This window comes from Massilia sp. TWR1-2-2, from assembly GCF_049897565.1.
In the GTDB taxonomy this organism is placed as follows: domain Bacteria; phylum Pseudomonadota; class Gammaproteobacteria; order Burkholderiales; family Burkholderiaceae_D; genus JAFCUW01.
The window spans coordinates 67099-83166 of record NZ_JAFCWM010000016.1; the positions used below are offsets into that span (position 1 = coordinate 67099).

A 16068-nucleotide genomic window follows, 5' to 3' on the forward strand; every position below is an offset into this window, starting at 1 on the left:
TTTCGGCCGGCCCGCCGCGATTCTGAGCAGGAGACACGTTTTGACTTATCTCATCGACCGACGCTTGCAGGGCAAGAACAAGTCAGCGATCAACCGAGAGCGTTTCCTGCGGCGTTACAAAAGCCAGATCAAGGACGCTGTCGGCCGTGCGATCAAGGGTCGCTCGATTACTGACATCGAAAATGGCGAGAAGGTATCGATTCCCGTCAAGGATGTCAACGAGCCGAATTTCGGCCACGCCCACGGTGGCGTCTGGGAAACCGTCAACCCGGGCAACAAGGAGTACCAGAAGGGCGACCAGTTCAACCGCCCCCGCGGCGGCGGCGGTTCCGGCCGCGGCAAGGCAGGCAATAGCGACCAGACCAACGAGGATGACTTCATCTTCGAGCTGTCGCGCGAAGAATTCATGAACTACTTCTTCGAAGACCTGGAACTGCCGAACATGGTCAAGACGCAGCTGACCCAGACGACCGAGTTCAAGAACCAGCGCGCCGGCTACAACATGTCCGGTACGCCATCGAACATCCACGTGCTGCGCTCGCTGCGCGGCGCGCTCGGCCGGCGCATCGCCGTCGGCGGCTCGTCGCGCAAGCAGCTCACCGTCGCCGAACACGAACTGGTCAAGCTGCTCGAGGAAGGCGTGGCGCTGGACGACCCGCGCGTGGTCGAACTGAAACGCCTGGTGCACCATTTGCACACCAAGCTGATCGCCATCCCGTTCATCGATCCGTTCGACCTGCGCTACAGCAACCGCATCAAGGTGCCGAAGCCATCGACCCAGGCGGTGATGTTTTGCATCATGGACGTGTCCGGCTCGATGGACGAAAGCCGCAAGGACACCGCCAAGCGCTTTTTCATCTTGCTGTACCTGTTCCTCAAGCGCGCCTACGACAAGATCGAGGTCGTCTTCATCCGTCACCACACGGCCGCCGCCGAGGTCGACGAAAACGAATTTTTCCATTCGCGCGAGTCGGGCGGCACGGTCGTGTCGTCGGCACTGCACCTGCTGCAGAAAATTATCGGCGAGCGCTACGGCAGCGGCGAGTGGAACAGCTACGTCGCGCAGGCGTCCGACGGCGACAACTGGGACAACGACTCGGTGCTGTGCAAGCAGCTCCTCATCAACACGATCATGCCGGCCGTGCAGTACTACACCTATGTCGAAATTACCGACGGCCCGCAGCAGAATCTGTGGGAGCAATACGCCGAAGTGGGCGACCACCATCCCAACTTCGCGATGCAGAAAATCGTCACGCCGGCCGACATCTATCCGGTGTTCCGCGAGCTTTTCAAAAAGCAGCCGAAATGAGTTGATTCGAGCACAGTGAGCACACCATGCCAAGAGATCCGAAAAACCCGCGCGCCCTGCCCGAACAGTCGGAGTGGACCTTCGACCTGATCGAGCAGGCACACGAAGAAATCCGCCGCGTCGCCAAGAATTTTGGCCTCGACACCTACCCGAACCAGCTCGAGATCATCACTGCCGAGCAAATGATGGATGCCTACACCTCGGTGGGCATGCCGGTCTCGTATAACCACTGGTCGTTCGGCAAGCATTTCCTGTCGACTGAAAAGAGCTACAAGCGCGGCCAGATGGGCCTGGCCTACGAGATCGTCATCAACTCGAATCCCTGCATCGCCTATCTGATGGAAGAGAACAGCCTGACAATGCAGGCGCTGGTGATCGCGCATGCGGCGTACGGCCACAACTCTTTCTTCAAGGGCAACTACCTGTTCCGCACCTGGACCGATGCCGACGCGATCGTCGATTACATGGTGTTCGCCAAGAACTACATCGCCGAGTGCGAGCAGCGCCACGGCATCGACGCCGTCGAAATGATCCTCGACTCGTGCCACGCGCTGCAAAACTATGGTGTCGACCGCTACAAGCGGCCGGCCAAGCTGTCGCTGGCGCAAGAGACCGCGCGCCAGAAGGAGCGCGAGGATTACGCCCAGTCTCAGGTCAATGCGCTGTGGCGCACGGTGCCGCGCAAGGACGAGCAGGAAGCGGACGCGCCGGTGCCGCGCTTCCCGCCCGAGCCCGAGGAAAACCTGCTGTACTTCATCGAGAAGTACGCACCCTTGCTGGAGCCGTGGCAGCGCGAGATGGTGCGCATCACGCGCAAGATCTCGCAGTATTTCTATCCGCAGCGCCAGACCCAGGTCATGAACGAGGGGTGGGCGACGTTCTGGCACTACACCATCTTGCAGGAGCTGTACAAGGAAGGCATCGTTGGCGACGGCTTCATGATGGAGTTTTTGCAAAGCCATACCAACGTGGTGTTCCAGCCGTCGGCCACCAGCCAGTATTACAGCGGCATCAATCCGTATGCGCTGGGGTTCGCGATGATGACCGACATCCGCCGCATCTGCGAAGACCCGACGCCGGAAGACCGCGAATGGTTCCCCGGCATTGCCGGCAGCGACTGGCGCAAGACGCTCGACTTTGCCATGCGCAATTTCAAGGACGAGAGCTTCATCGCGCAGTACCTGTCGCCCAAGCTGATCCGCGATTTCCACTTCTTCGCCGTGCTCGACGACGACCGCAAGGAGAAGCTGACCATTTCGGCAATTCACGACGAACGGGGCTACCGCTACGTGCGCCAGCAGCTGGCCGAACAGTACAACCTGGGCAACCGTGAACCGAACATCCAGGTCTGGCAAGTAAATACACGCGACGACCGTGCGCTGACCTTGCGCCACACGCAGTTCCAGCGCCGCCCGCTGAACCAGCAGGCACAGGAAGTGCTCAAGCATGTCGCCCGCCTGTGGGGCTTCGACGTGCGTCTAGAGACGGTTGACCCCCAGGGCAACATCGTCAGCAGCCTCGAATGCCGGCGCGAAAAACGCTCGCGCAACTGACCTCCCCCCCCCACCGGCGCCTGTACTATATATACAGCCAACTATATATAGTGCCGGCGCGGTCATAGCAAGTCTGCGACCTCCCATCACCTCCCGCTATACCCGACGCACCGCCACGGCGCGCCAGGACCATTTTCAACAGTACGCCACCGGTTGGCAAAACTGTCTATAGTTAGCATAATCGCCATGACCCCGCCATACGCAATTCGCCGTATTGGATGCCCGGCGGTCGATTGTTCTGGGGCATGGCCCTTCAAATGCGGGATGTTCCGCGTGCGTCAAAGTGACCCCGCAGGCAGTGGTTATTCTATCTATCAATTTTACCAACAGTGCAGCGTTTTTTTGGTGCGAAACAGAGCAGGCCAGCGCCATTTTTAGGTGCAAATTTGGCGTAGTTTGACCAATTAAAAAACTCTGTGCTAAAAAGAATTCGTAGGTATAATTCGCCGATGTCCCGGATGCGACCGTAGTATCTGTCGTGTTTTGTGGGTTTAAGTAGCAACAAAAAGAGTTGGTATTGGAGAAAGCAGGCATGAATTTTTCGCATGATAAGCAGCCCGGGAAGAATTTCACTGGGATCGCCATTGTTCTCGTCTTGCACTTGATCGTCGCCTATGGGATCGTCACCGGTCTCGGCAAGCGTATGGTCACGAAAATGGCTGAAGCAGTGGAGACCAAGATTATCGAGGAGCAGGCACCTCCTCCCCCGAAGGAAATTCCACCACCGCCTCCTCCGCCGGAAATGAAGGCTCCACCGCCACCGTTCATTCCGCCAGTCGAGGTCAATGTGCAGCAGCCTCCCCCGGTGCAAAGCGCGATTGCTGTGTCGTCCACGGCGAAGCCAGTATCGAATGAACTGGCCAAGCCTGCGCCTCCGGCTCCGCCTGCACCTGCAGCGGCCACCAATCCAAACCCTGTGCGCATTGCAGCAGTGGCCGATTTCAACACTTGCGCTAAACCAGAGTGGCCGAAAGCCTCCTTGCGCAATGAAGAGACCGGTACCGTCACGCTGCAGTTCCTGGTGGGCGAAGACGGCCGCGTTGCTGACTCGAAGATTCTGAAGTCGAGCGGCTTCCGTGACCTGGATAAAGCAGCCGTTGCTGGTATCAGCAAGTGCCGCTTCAAGCCTGGCTCGGTCGACGGCAAACCAGAAAAAGCGTGGATGCAAATGCAATATGTCTGGACGCTGGAATAACTCGGGGCAGCATCAACGTCCCAACTTGTGATTTTTCGTTGTCAATATGTTCAGCGAACTGATTATTTTATATATTTGGAGGAAGCATGTTTAAGAATACCCGTTTGTCCGCTGTCCTGGCGGCTGTCCTGTTCTCGGTAACCGCAGCAGCTGCGCTGGTGTCGGCACCAGCTTTCGCTGACGCGCCAAAAGCCGCGGATACCGCCGCCGCACCAGCGGCCACCGCGCCAGCAGCAGACCCTGCCGCAGCTCCAGCTGCCGCCGCCGCGCCAGCCGATGCCGCAGCGCCAGCACCAGTGGCTGCCGGCGGCAAGGAAGAAGTTGAAAACCCATTCGGCCCAATGGCAGTGTGGAACGGTGGTTTCGTGCCACGTGCAACCATCATCATCCTGTCGCTGATGTCGATGGGTTCGTGGTACATCATCATCACCAAGCTGATCGACCAGGCCAAGATCATGAAGCAGTCGAAAGAGACTTCGGCTAAATTCTGGAAGGCATCGTCGATCGCAGCTGGTTCGGCCGCTCTGAAAGAAGGCAGCCCATTCCGCTTCATCGCTGAAACCGGCACCAAGGCTACCCAGCATCACGACGGCGCCCTGCTTGAGCAGATCGACCTGTCGACCTGGGTGACGATGTCGATCCAGCGCGCTGTTGAAAAAGTTCAGTCGCGTCTGCAAGATGGCCTGTCGTTCCTGGCAACCGTCGGTTCGACCTCGCCGTTTATCGGTCTGTTCGGTACGGTTTGGGGTATCTACGGCGCGCTGACCAACATCGGCATGACCGGTAACGCATCGATCGACAAGGTTGCAGGTCCAGTCGGCGAAGCACTGATCATGACCGCGTTTGGTCTGTTCGTTGCAGTTCCAGCAGTTCTCGGTTACAACTGGCTCGTGCGTCGTAACAAGAGCGCAATGGAAGACGTCCGCTCGTTTAGCGCCGACGTCCACTCGGTCCTGATTTCCGGCGCGATGTCGACCAGCGAAGCTGGCCGCCTGGCCGGTGCCAAAAAGATTGGATAAATTATGTCGATGAGTGTCGGCTCCGATGACGGAGATGAAGATGCAGTCATGTCAGAAATCAACACGACGCCGCTCGTCGACATCATGTTGGTTCTGCTGATCATCTTCCTGATTACCAGCCCGGTTGTATTGAAGTTGCAGAAGATTTCTCTGCCAAACGAGGTCAACCAGGTTGTCAAGACCAAGCCGGAAGACGTCAATATCGTGGTCAACAAGGACGGCGATATGTACTGGAACCAGAAGCGGCTCGCGAACACGGACGAACTGTTCGAGTTTTTGAAAAAAGAGTCGGTCAAGCTGCCTCAGCCGGAAGTACACGTTCGTGGCGATCAGGGAACGCGCTACGAGTTCATCGGCAAAGTGGTTTACACGGCACAACGTGCTGGGGTCCAGAAGGTCGGTTTCATTACCGAACCGCCTGACAAGGGCTAACACCCTCCCCGCCGGTGCCGGCAGCTGGGCGCGAGCGGGGGACACCCAACATTTGAAAAGGACACACCATGAGTATGAGCATCGGCTCAGGCTCCGGCAGCAAGAATGCTGATCCGGAACCAATGATGGAAATGAACATGACACCCTTGATCGACGTGATGTTGGTCTTGATTATCATGTTGATTATTACGATTCCGAAGCAGAACCATTCGGTCAATCTGAATATGCCGGTCGGTAATCCTCCGCCGCCAACGAAGGACCCGGTCGTCATCACGATCGACGTCGACTTCGATGGCACGATCTTGTGGGACAACGTCGCGGTGCCTGATCGCGCGACCCTGGAGCAGAAGATGTCCAGCGTCTCGGCCCAGGCAGACCAGCCAGAGGTGCACCTGCGCCCTAACAAGCTGGTTGAGTACAAGCACGTTGCCGGCGTCATGGCAACGGCGCAGCGTCTCGGGGTAACCAAGATCGGCATGGTTGGTAACGAACAGTTCCAGTAATCGTTTTAGTTTGACGAACACGGCAGGTATCCCCTGCCGTTTCTCTATTTGAATGAAAGAATTCCAGACAATGTCCAAAATCCGTCTCGCACACCTCGGTCTCGTCATGGCCGCTCTCGGCTTCACCGCAGCAACCCCGGTTCTCGGCTTGTCCACCGCGTACGCGGCCGAAACCATGCGTCCGGAAATAGGCATCCCGCTACAGGCAGCGCAAGCGCTGATGAAGCAAGGTAAGAACCGCGAAGCGCTGGCCAAGTTGAACGAAGCCGAACGCGCCAACGGCAAGACCGCCAATGAAGACTACCTGATCGAGCGCGTGCGCGCCGCCGCCGCCTCGGCCGCGGGCGACAACGATGCCGCCGCCAAGTCGTTCGAGGCGCTGATCGCCTCCGGCAAGCTGTCGGCCGGCGAGCGCGAGAAATTCACCGAAGGCCTGGTCGGCATCCACATGCGTGCGCGCGATTTTGGCAAGGCCAACGCCACCATCAACCGGCTGCTGAAAGACAAGAACGATCCGAAGCTGCGCGCCTACCTGGTGCAGAATTACTACAGCATGGGCAACTACGCCCAGGCCGAATCGGAACTGAAGCAAATGGGCACGCTGAACGAAGATCAGCTCGGCCTGCTGGCGAACATCTACCTGAAAAAGGGCGACAAGGTCGGCTACGTCAACACGATCGAGAAGCTGGCCGCGTCCTATCCGAAGGCATCGTACTGGACCGACCTGCTCAATCGCGTCACCGGCACCCCGACCTTCTCGAACCGCCTGACGGTCGACGTCTACCGCCTCAAGCTGGCCAACAACCTGCTGAAAAAGCCAAGCGAACTGGTCGAAATGGCGCAGTTGCTGATCCAGGCCAAGGCCCCGGCCGAGGCGATCAAGGTCATCGACAAGGGCTACAAGGCCGGCATCCTCGGCGTCGGCGCCGAAGCGGAGCGCCACCAGCGCCTGAAGGCACTGGCCGAGAAGACCCTGGCTGACAACAACAAGAACCAGGCGGTCGACGAAGCGGCGCTGGTCAAGGCCAAGGACAACGAAGGCCTGTTGGCAATGGGCTACGGCCTGGTGCAAGCCGGTCAGGCCGACAAGGGCCTGGCAATGATGACGGCAGCCATCAAGGCCGGCGGCCTGCGCAATCCGGAAGACGCCAAGCTGCGCCTGGGCGAGGCATACGCTACCGCCGGCAAGAAACAGCAAGCGATCACCACCCTCAAGACGGTCGGCGGCAAGGACGGTACTGCCGAGCTGGCACGCTACTGGATCATGGCCATCAACCATCCGATGGCCTGATCGCCCTCGCGGCTGTCCCCTTGAAAAGCGCTGCCCGCCCCCGCGGGTGGCGCTTTTTTGCTTTGTTGCCATCGAACATGCCCCGGCCACAGTGTGCAAGCCGCAACTTGACCGTATAATCGCTATTTCGCACGCTTTACGATACCCAACCATGAAGGTATTCCGGGGAATCCCCAACGACAGGGCGCGCGCGCCCTGCGCCCTCACGATCGGCAACTTTGACGGTGTCCACCTCGGCCACCAGGCATTGTTGGCGCGCGTGCGCGCCGCCGCCTCCGCGCTCGAGCTCGAAGCGGCGGTAATGACGTTCGAGCCCCACCCGCGCGAATTTTTCGCCGCCCGCGCCGGCGACCTGTCGCGCGCGCCGAGCCGCATCGCCAACCTGCGCGACAAGCTCGAGTCGCTCGCCGACGCCGGCATCGACCGCGTCATCGTCGAACACTTCAACGCCCACTTCGCTGCCATGGCGCCGGAAGAATTCACCAGCCGCGTGCTCGTCGAGGGCCTGCACGTCAAGTGGCTGATGGTCGGCGACGACTTCTGCTACGGCGCCCGGCGCGCCGGCACCGTCGCCATGCTGATCGAAGAAGGCAAGCGCCTCGGCTTTCACGTCGAGACGCTGCAAACGGTGATGCATGGCGAGCAGCGCATCTCGTCGTCGGCGGTGCGCGCGGCGCTGGCAGCGGGCGACTTCGACCAGGCGCGCGCCCTGCTCGGCCACACCTACGCCATCTCCGGCCACGTCATCCATGGCCAGAAGCTTGGCCGCACGCTCGGTTTTCCGACCCTGAACCTGCGCGTGGCGCACCGCCCGGCGCTGTCGGGCATCTTCGTCGTGCGCGTGCACGGCCTCGGGCCGCAGCCGCTGCCGGCGGTGGCCAGCATCGGCGTGCGTCCGACCGTCGACGACAGCGGCCGCGTGCTGCTCGAGGTGCACCTGTTCGACTTCGCCGCGTCCTGCTACGGCAAACTGGTGCGCGTCGAGTTCCTCGAGAAAATCCGCGACGAAGAAAAATACGACGACCTCGCGACCCTCACCGCGGCCATCGAGCACGACGCCAGCCACGCACGCGGCTACTTTGCCCAGCGCCCAAGCGCCCTGACCGCCACCGATCGAATTTGAAGCGGATCTTGCCCCGCCCTCGCCGGCGCCGACATCCAGCCCAACATCACCCTTGAAGAAGAACATGTCCGATACCAGCAAACCAGCAGCGCCGAAACAATCCAGGAAAGCCGACAGCAAGTACCCGGTCAACATGACCGATACGCCGTTCCCGATGCGCGGCGACCTCGCCAAGCGCGAGCCGGGCTGGGTCCAGCAATGGCAGGACAAGAAAGTCTACGAGCGCGTGCGCCGCGCCGCCGCCGGCCGCCCGAAATTCATCCTGCACGACGGCCCGCCGTACGCCAACGGCGATATCCACCTCGGCCACGCGGTCAACAAGATCTTGAAGGACATGGTCGTCAAGGCGCGCACTTTGGCCGGCTTCGACGCGCCGTACGTGCCGGGCTGGGACTGCCACGGCATGCCGATCGAGATCCAGATCGAAAAACTGTACGGTAAAAACCTGCCGACGGCCGAAGTCCTGGCCAAGGCGCGCGCGTATGCGCTCGAGCAGGTTGACCGCCAGCGCGCCGGCTTCATCCGCCTGGGCGTGCTGGGCGAATGGGACAATCCTTACCTGACGATGGCGTTCGAGAACGAAGCGAACGAACTGCGCGCGCTCGGCACGCTGCTGGAAAAAGGCTATGTGTACCGCGGCCTCAAACCGGTCAACTGGTGCTTCGATTGCGGCTCGGCGCTGGCCGAAGCGGAAGTCGAATACCAGGACAAGCGCGACCCGGCAATCGACGTCGGCTTCGCCTTTGCCGAGCATGACAAGCTGGCCGCCGCCTTCGGCCTGGCCGCGCTGCCGCCAAGCGACGGCTTCATCGTCATCTGGACCACCACGCCGTGGACCATCCCGTCGAACCAGGCGCTCAACGTCAACGGCGAGATCACCTACGCGCTGGTGCAAACCGAACGCGCCGGCAAGCCATTGCTGCTGATCCTGGCCGCTGATCTGGTCGAATCGTGCCTGCAGCGCTACAAGCTCGGTGGCACGGTGATCGCCACCGCGCCCGGCGCCGCGCTGGAGGGCATCAGCTTCAGGCACCCGCTGCACGCCCAGGACGCGTTCTACGACCGCCTGTCGCCCATGTACCTGGCCGACTACGTCACCACCGACAGCGGCACCGGCGTGGTCCACTCGGCGCCGGCCTACGGCCTCGACGACTTCATTTCGTGCAAGGCGCACGGCATGCAGGACGACCAGATCCTGACCCCGGTAATGGGCGACGGCCGCTTCGCGTCGACGTTGCCGCTGTTCGGCGGCCTGACCATCTGGGAAGCGTCCAAGCCGATCTGCGCCGCGCTGACCGAGGCGGGCGCGCTGTTCGAGTTGAAGATGTTCGACCACAGCTACATGCACTGCTGGCGCCACAAGACGCCGATCGTCTACCGCGCCACCTCGCAGTGGTTCGCCGGCATGGACACCACGCCGAAGGACGGCGGCCCGACCCTGCGCGAAACGGCGCTGAAAGCGATCGGCGAGACCGCCTTCTTCCCCGACTGGGGCCAGGCGCGCCTGCACGGCATGATCGCGAACCGGCCCGACTGGACGCTGTCGCGCCAGCGCCAGTGGGGCGTTCCGATGGCCTTCTTCCTGCACAAGGAAACCGGCCAGCTGCACCCGCGCACGCCCGAACTGATCGAGCAGGTCGCCAAGCTGTTCGAACAGCGCGGCATCGACGCCTGGCTGACGATCGAGCCGAAAGACCTGCTCGGCGACGACGCCGACATGTACGTCAAGAACCGCGACACGCTCGACGTCTGGTTCGACTCCGGCGCCACCCACCAGACCGTGCTGCGCGGCTCGCACAGGGAGCAGCTGGCCTTCCCCGCCGACCTGTACCTGGAAGGCTCGGACCAGCACCGCGGCTGGTTCCACTCGTCGCTGCTGACGTCGGCCATGCTCAACGGGCGCGCGCCGTACAAGGCGCTGCTCACGCACGGCTTCACGGTCGATGCCGAAGGCAAGAAGATGTCGAAGTCGCTCGGTAACACGCTGGCGCCGCAGAAGATCTCCGACACCTTGGGGGCCGACATCCTGCGCCTGTGGGTCGCCTCGACCGACTACACGGGCGAACTGGCGATCTCGGAAGAGATCCTCAAGCGCGTCACCGAATCGTACCGCCGTATCCGCAATACGCTGCGCTTCCTGCTGGCCAACACGTCCGACTTCGATCCGACGGCACACGCCGTGCCGGGCGCACAACTGCTGGAAATCGACCGCTACGCGATCGCCAGCATGGCCGCGCTGCAGAGAGAAATCCTGGCCCATTACGAGCGCTTCGAATTCCAGCCGGTGATCGCCCGCCTGCAGAACTACTGCTCGGAAGACCTGGGCGGCTTCTACCTCGACATCCTGAAGGACCGCCTGTACACCACCGCGGTCGGCTCGCATGCGCGCCGCTCGGCCCAGACCGCGCTGTGGCACATCGCGCAAAGCCTGCTGCGCGTAATGGCGCCGACGCTGTCGTTCACCGCCGAGGAAGCGTGGGCTGTGTTCGCCGGCGCCGACGCGTACGCCGCCAGCGACGAAACCATCTTCACCCAGACCTACTGGGAGCTGCCGGTGATGCTTGACGCCGATGCGTTGCTGGAGAAGTACACCGCCTTGCGCGAAGTGCGCGCCGACGTCACCAAGCAGCTCGAAGAGCTGCGTGCATCGGGCGCGATCGGTTCGTCGCTGCAGGCCGAGCTGACCATCAAGGCCGCGCCGGCGAAGTACAAGCTGCTCGCCAGCCTGGACGACGACCTGCGCTTCGTCTTCATCACCTCGCAGGCGAAAGTCGTTGCGGCCGCGGAAGCGGACCAAGCGATCGAAGTGACCGCGTCGCTGGCGCCGAAGTGCGAGCGCTGCTGGCACTACCGCCCCGACGTCGGCAGCCACGCCGAGCACGCGGGCCTGTGCAGCCGCTGCGTGAGCAACCTGTTTGGCGGCGGCGAACGACGCGCTTTCGCTTAAGCTGGCCCACACTATCCTGACTGAGAACCATGGCAACTAAAAAAACAACAACCTTCTCCACCCGTCCGAAGAACGGCGCCAGCCTGATGCCGTGGCTCGGCATCGCCGCCATCGTCGTGCTGTGCGACCAGCTGTCGAAGATCGCCATCTCCAAGCTGTTCGTGTTCGGCGAAGAGAAGGTGATCACGTCGTTCTTCAACCTGGTGCTGGCGTATAACCGCGGCGCCGCCTTCAGCTTCCTGTCCAACGAGAGCGGCTGGCAGCGCTACTTCTTCACCGCCATCGGCGTGGTCGCGGTGGCGTTCATCATCCACCAGCTGCGCCGCCACGGCACCCAGCGCCTGTACTGCTGGGCGCTGTCGCTGATCATGGGCGGCGCCATCGGCAACGTCATCGACCGCCTGCTGTACGGCCATGTCATCGATTTCCTCGATTTCCATTTCCGCGGCGTTGGCCACTTCCCGGCGTTTAACATCGCCGACAGTGCGATCTGTCTCGGCGCCGCGCTGTTCATCTACGACGAACTGCGCCGCGTTAACAAGAACTAGCAAGAACTAGCAAGAACTAGCAAGAACTGACCAGGGAGCTTGCATGACGATGGATTTGAAGGGCAAGAAGATCGTCCTCGGCCTGTCCGGCGGGGTGGCCTGCTACAAGGCGGCCGACCTGTGCCGCCAGCTGATCAAGGAAGGCGCGGTCGTCCAGGTCGTGATGACGGAAGCTGCCACCCATTTCATCGGCAGCGTGACAATGCAGGCGCTGTCGGGCAACCCGGTGCACACCGACCAGTGGGATGCGCGCATCGCCAACAACATGGCGCACATCGACCTCACGCGCGGCGCCGACGCCATCCTGATCGCACCCTGCTCGGCGGACTTCATCCGCAAGCTGGCGCACGGCGCCAGCGACGACCTGCTGTCGACCTTGTGCCTGGCGCGCCCGCGCGACGTGCCGCTGCATATCGCGCCGGCCATGAATGTCGAGATGTGGGACAACCCGGCCACGCGCCGCAACGTCGCCCAGCTGCGCGCCGACGGCCTGTGCATCTTCGGTCCGGCCGCCGGCGACCAGGCGTGCGGCGAGACCGGCTTTGGCCGCATGCTCGAACCGGACGAACTGCTCGAAGAACTGGTCGCCTCGTTCCAGCCGAAGGTGCTGGCCGGGCGCCGCGTCCTGATCACCGCCGGCCCGACGTTCGAAGCGATCGATCCGGTGCGCGGCATTACCAACCTGTCGTCCGGTAAGATGGGTTACGCTGTGGCGCGCGCGGCGCGCGAAGCCGGCGCCGACGTGGTGCTGGTGTCCGGCCCGACCACGCTGCCCACGCCGCACGGCGTGCGCCGCGAGAACGTGCAAAGCGCGCAGCAGATGCATGACGCCGTGATGGCCGCCGTCGGTGGCCAGCACGTCTTCATCGGCGTCGCCGCGGTGGCCGACTGGCGCGTCACCAACGCCAGCGAACAGAAAATGAAAAAGCACGACGGCGGCGCGCCGCAGCTCGAATTCGCGCAGAACGCCGACATCCTGGCGTCGGTCGCCGCCACCACATCTATTTCCGGATGGCCATACTGCGTCGGCTTCGCCGCCGAATCGGAGAACCTGCTTGAATTTGGCGCAATCAAGCGCGAGAAAAAGGGGATTCCTCTGTTGGTCGGCAATATCGGCCCCCAGACTTTCGGTCAGGATGACAACACAGTAATCCTGTTCGACGAAAGCGGCCACACCGTGCTGCCGCGCGCCGACAAGCTCACGCTGGCGCGCCAGCTCATTTCCGAGATCGCCAAGCGGATCGACCAGCGCTCCCTGCTGACGTAACAGACAAACGTAACCACAAGGCTCCATGAAGACCATCGACATCAAGATTCTCGACCCGCGCATGAAGGAGCAGCTGCCTTCCTACGCCACCCCTGGCAGCGCCGGCCTTGACCTGCGCGCCTGCATCGACGAGGCCATCACGATCGAGGCCGGCGCCACGGTGCTGATTCCGACCGGCCTGGCGATCCACGTCGCCGATCCCGGCTACTGCGCGATGATCCTGCCGCGCAGCGGCATGGGCCACAAGAACGGCATCGTGCTCGGCAATCTGGTAGGCTTGATCGACTCCGACTATCAGGGCCAGTTGATGGTCTCGACCTGGAACCGCGGGCAGCAGGCCTTTACGCTGAACCCGTTGGAACGGCTGGCGCAGCTCATTATCGTGCCGGTCATGCAGGTTGCATTCAACGTCGTCGACGAATTCGACTCGGGCACAGAAAGCCAACGCGGTGCTGGCGGTTTCGGTAGCACCGGCAAACAATAATAAGTGAGGAAATCTATGAAGCGCATCGTTGGACTTCGCACCGCCCTGCCGGCCCTGGCGCTGGCCTTGCTGGTCTCGGGCTGCACCACTCCTCCACGCATGCTGCAAGGCCCGGTTCCGCCGGCGCCGCAGGTGCAGCCGGAAGAAGTCGTGCCGCGGCTGACGCCGCGCATGGCCGCCGCCGCCGAAGCGCTGACCCGCATGGCCGCCCTGCAGGACCGCCTGTACCGCGTCGCCGCGCCGCTGTTGATCAACAACGCGGAACTGTGCAAGGACAAGGCGCGCAGCCTGCTCGGCTTCACCGCCAAGAACCGCCACTCGTACCCGGGCGAATACAACGAGGCGGCGCACGTCGCCTTCGGCATGGACGAACACTTGCAGGTCACGGGCGTGCTGGCCGGTAGCGGCGCCGCGCAAGCGGGCCTGCGCCGCGGCGACCGCCTGATGACCGCCGGCGCCAAGCCGCTGCCAAGCGGCGCGAATGCGTCCACCCTGGCCGGCGGCGTCTTCGGTCCGCTGCTGGCGGCCAATCCGAGCCTGCCGATGGGCGTCGAACGCGATGGCAGGGACAAGAACCTGACGATCCCGGTCACCCGCGCCTGCGGCTTCGGCATCGAACTGGGAAATGCCGACAACATCAACTCGTATGCCGACGGCAGCCGCGTGATGGTCACGCGCGGCATGATCGGCTTCGCGCAAAACGACGACGAACTGGCCTACTTGCTGGCCAAGGGCATGGCGCACAACATGCTCGGCCACGCGGCGGCGCAGCGCAATACCGGCACCATCAACAGCATCGTCGACAACCTCGCCGCGGTGAAGCCCGATACGTCGATGCTGATCGGCAGCGGCGGCATCAAGGCGATGCCGTCGGACCTCGATGTCGCCGCCGACCGCCTGGCGGTGTACCTGCTGGCGCGCGCCGGCTACAACATCGACGGCATCGCGCCGTTCTGGAAGCGCCTCGCCGCGACCCATCCGGGCACGGTGCTTAACGGGTATGTGGCCAACCATCCGAGTACCGCGGCGCGTGTCGCGGCCATCGAGAAGGCGGTTGCCGAGGTGAAGGCGAAGCCAGGTTCGCGCAAGTCGGTGATGCCGTAAACCCGGGCACCAAGTTAAGGCGGGTCTGACCTATGGTCAGACACCAGCATGCGTCAGAAGTTCGGAAAATCGGGGAAGAACGTCCCCATCAACCACGTCAGCAGTCCGCAAAACACCACCGCCGCCACCAGCACCGCCAGCAAACGGCCGAACTTCGGCGAGCCGTCGTCTTTTTTTGTATCATGGTCCATGTTATTCACCGTGCGTGTCTTCGGGCGCCCAGTATATTCGATCCATGGACAGCATAGACCTTGAAGTATTAAAGACCGCCGCAGGCTGGATCGCGGACGGCCGCCGCTGCCAGCTCGTTACCGTCGTCAAGACGTGGGGATCGAGCCCGCGGCCGATCGGCGCCACCCTCGCCATCTGCGAGGACGGCCAGGTGGTCGGCTCGGTGTCGGGCGGCTGCATCGAGGACGACCTGATCGAGCAGGTGCGCCAGCACGGCATCACCCGCACCGTTCCCGAAATTCTCAGCTACGGCATCAGCGCCGACGAAGCGCACCGCTTCGGCCTGCCGTGCGGCGGCACCATCGAACTGGCGATCGAGCCGCTGTCGCCCGCCAGCGGCATCGACGAGCTGCTGGCGCGGCTGGAACGGCACGAGCTGGTGGCGCGCCGGCTCGACCTGGCCGGCGGCGCCGTCACACTGGCGCACGCCGACGCCGGCGCCACCCAGCAAGTGGCCGACGGCGCGCTGTGCACCGTGCACGGCCCGCGCTGGCGCCTGTTCATCATCGGCGCCGGCCAGCTGTCGCGTTTCGTCGCGCAAGTGGCCAGCGCGATGGATTACCACGTCACCGTGTGCGACCCGCGCGAAGAATACAGCGCCGGCTGGCAGCTGCCCGGCGTCGAGCTGGTGCACACGATGCCTGACGACCTGGTGATCGACGCGAAGCTGGACCGGCGCAGCGCGGTGCTGGCGCTGACCCACGACCCCAAGCTCGACGACCTGGCGCTGATGGAAGCGCTCAAGTCGGACGCCTTCTATGTCGGCGCGATCGGTTCGCGCCTGAACAACGCCAAGCGGCGCGAGCGCCTCAAGCTGTTCGACCTGAACGACGCCGAGCTGGCGCGCCTGCATGGGCCGGTGGGCCTGTACATCGGCAGCAAGACGCCGGCCGAGATCGCGATATCGATCCTGGCCGAGATGACGGCGGTGAAGAACGGCGTGCCGGCCAGCCTGCAAGTGAACCATGCGGCGGCGCAGACGCCGGCAGGCACCGAGGCGTGCGCGCGCGACTAAGCAGCTTGATACAAGCTATTCGATCGCAAGAAACAGGTTTCGCCAGC

Annotated in this window: 15 protein-coding genes; 14 read left to right on the forward strand and 1 reads right to left on the reverse strand. The window is 62.7% G+C overall.

The window, feature by feature from the left end; genetic code table 11:
* Positions 1–40: 40 nt before the first annotated feature.
* From ACP7DD_RS16585 to ACP7DD_RS16645, 13 genes are all read left to right on the forward strand, one after another.
* Entirely contained in the window at positions 41–1309 is a 1269-nt protein-coding gene (locus tag ACP7DD_RS16585) for a YeaH/YhbH family protein (protein WP_426175906.1), read from the forward strand.
* Between the two features lie 26 nt (positions 1310–1335).
* Positions 1336–2862: a SpoVR family protein gene (locus ACP7DD_RS16590; protein ID WP_426175907.1), complete on the forward strand. Its 1527-nt coding sequence runs from the start codon at positions 1336–1338 to the stop codon at positions 2860–2862.
* Between the two features lie 532 nt (positions 2863–3394).
* Positions 3395–4057, forward strand: a complete 663-nt coding sequence (locus tag ACP7DD_RS16595) for an energy transducer TonB (protein WP_426175908.1) — start codon at positions 3395–3397, stop codon at positions 4055–4057.
* Between the two features lie 86 nt (positions 4058–4143).
* Complete coding sequence (locus tag ACP7DD_RS16600) at positions 4144–5076, forward strand: MotA/TolQ/ExbB proton channel family protein (RefSeq protein ID WP_426175909.1); 933 nt, start codon at positions 4144–4146, stop codon at positions 5074–5076.
* A 3-nt stretch (positions 5077–5079) separates the two neighbouring features.
* Positions 5080–5508 (forward strand): ExbD/TolR family protein, encoded by a 429-nt coding sequence (locus ACP7DD_RS16605; RefSeq protein WP_426175910.1) that lies wholly within the window; start codon positions 5080–5082, stop codon positions 5506–5508.
* A gap of 68 nt (positions 5509–5576) precedes the next feature.
* Positions 5577–6011 (forward strand): ExbD/TolR family protein, encoded by a 435-nt coding sequence (locus ACP7DD_RS16610; protein WP_426175911.1) that lies wholly within the window; start codon positions 5577–5579, stop codon positions 6009–6011.
* Positions 6012–6081: 70 nt separating this feature from the next.
* Positions 6082–7302, forward strand: coding sequence for a tetratricopeptide repeat protein (locus ACP7DD_RS16615; protein ID WP_426175912.1), 1221 nt, complete (start codon positions 6082–6084; stop codon positions 7300–7302).
* Between the two features lie 151 nt (positions 7303–7453).
* On the forward strand, positions 7454–8425 hold the full coding sequence (locus tag ACP7DD_RS16620) for a bifunctional riboflavin kinase/FAD synthetase (RefSeq protein WP_426175913.1): 972 nt from the start codon (positions 7454–7456) through the stop codon (positions 8423–8425).
* A gap of 64 nt (positions 8426–8489) precedes the next feature.
* Positions 8490–11372, forward strand: coding sequence for an isoleucine--tRNA ligase (ileS, locus tag ACP7DD_RS16625; RefSeq protein ID WP_426175914.1), 2883 nt, complete (start codon positions 8490–8492; stop codon positions 11370–11372).
* A gap of 29 nt (positions 11373–11401) precedes the next feature.
* Positions 11402–11920 carry a signal peptidase II gene (gene lspA / locus ACP7DD_RS16630; RefSeq protein WP_426175915.1) on the forward strand — a complete coding sequence of 173 codons (519 nt, stop codon included), beginning with the start codon at positions 11402–11404 and terminating at the stop codon, positions 11918–11920.
* A gap of 49 nt (positions 11921–11969) precedes the next feature.
* Positions 11970–13187, forward strand: a complete 1218-nt coding sequence (coaBC, locus tag ACP7DD_RS16635; RefSeq protein WP_426175959.1) for a bifunctional phosphopantothenoylcysteine decarboxylase/phosphopantothenate--cysteine ligase CoaBC — start codon at positions 11970–11972, stop codon at positions 13185–13187.
* A gap of 25 nt (positions 13188–13212) precedes the next feature.
* Entirely contained in the window at positions 13213–13671 is a 459-nt protein-coding gene (gene dut, locus ACP7DD_RS16640; RefSeq protein WP_426175916.1) for a dUTP diphosphatase, read from the forward strand.
* A gap of 15 nt (positions 13672–13686) precedes the next feature.
* On the forward strand, positions 13687–14775 hold the full coding sequence (locus ACP7DD_RS16645) for a M48 family metalloprotease (RefSeq protein WP_426175917.1): 1089 nt from the start codon (positions 13687–13689) through the stop codon (positions 14773–14775).
* A gap of 53 nt (positions 14776–14828) precedes the next feature.
* Here ACP7DD_RS16645 and ACP7DD_RS16650 read toward each other — a convergent pair whose 3' ends face one another.
* Positions 14829–14966 (reverse strand): hypothetical protein, encoded by a 138-nt coding sequence (locus ACP7DD_RS16650; RefSeq protein ID WP_426175918.1) that lies wholly within the window; start codon positions 14964–14966, stop codon positions 14829–14831.
* A 44-nt stretch (positions 14967–15010) separates the two neighbouring features.
* On the opposite strand from ACP7DD_RS16650, the gene ACP7DD_RS16655 reads away from it, so the two are divergent.
* Positions 15011–16021, forward strand: a complete 1011-nt coding sequence (locus ACP7DD_RS16655) for an XdhC family protein (protein ID WP_426175919.1) — start codon at positions 15011–15013, stop codon at positions 16019–16021.
* Positions 16022–16068: the final 47 nt, after the last annotated feature.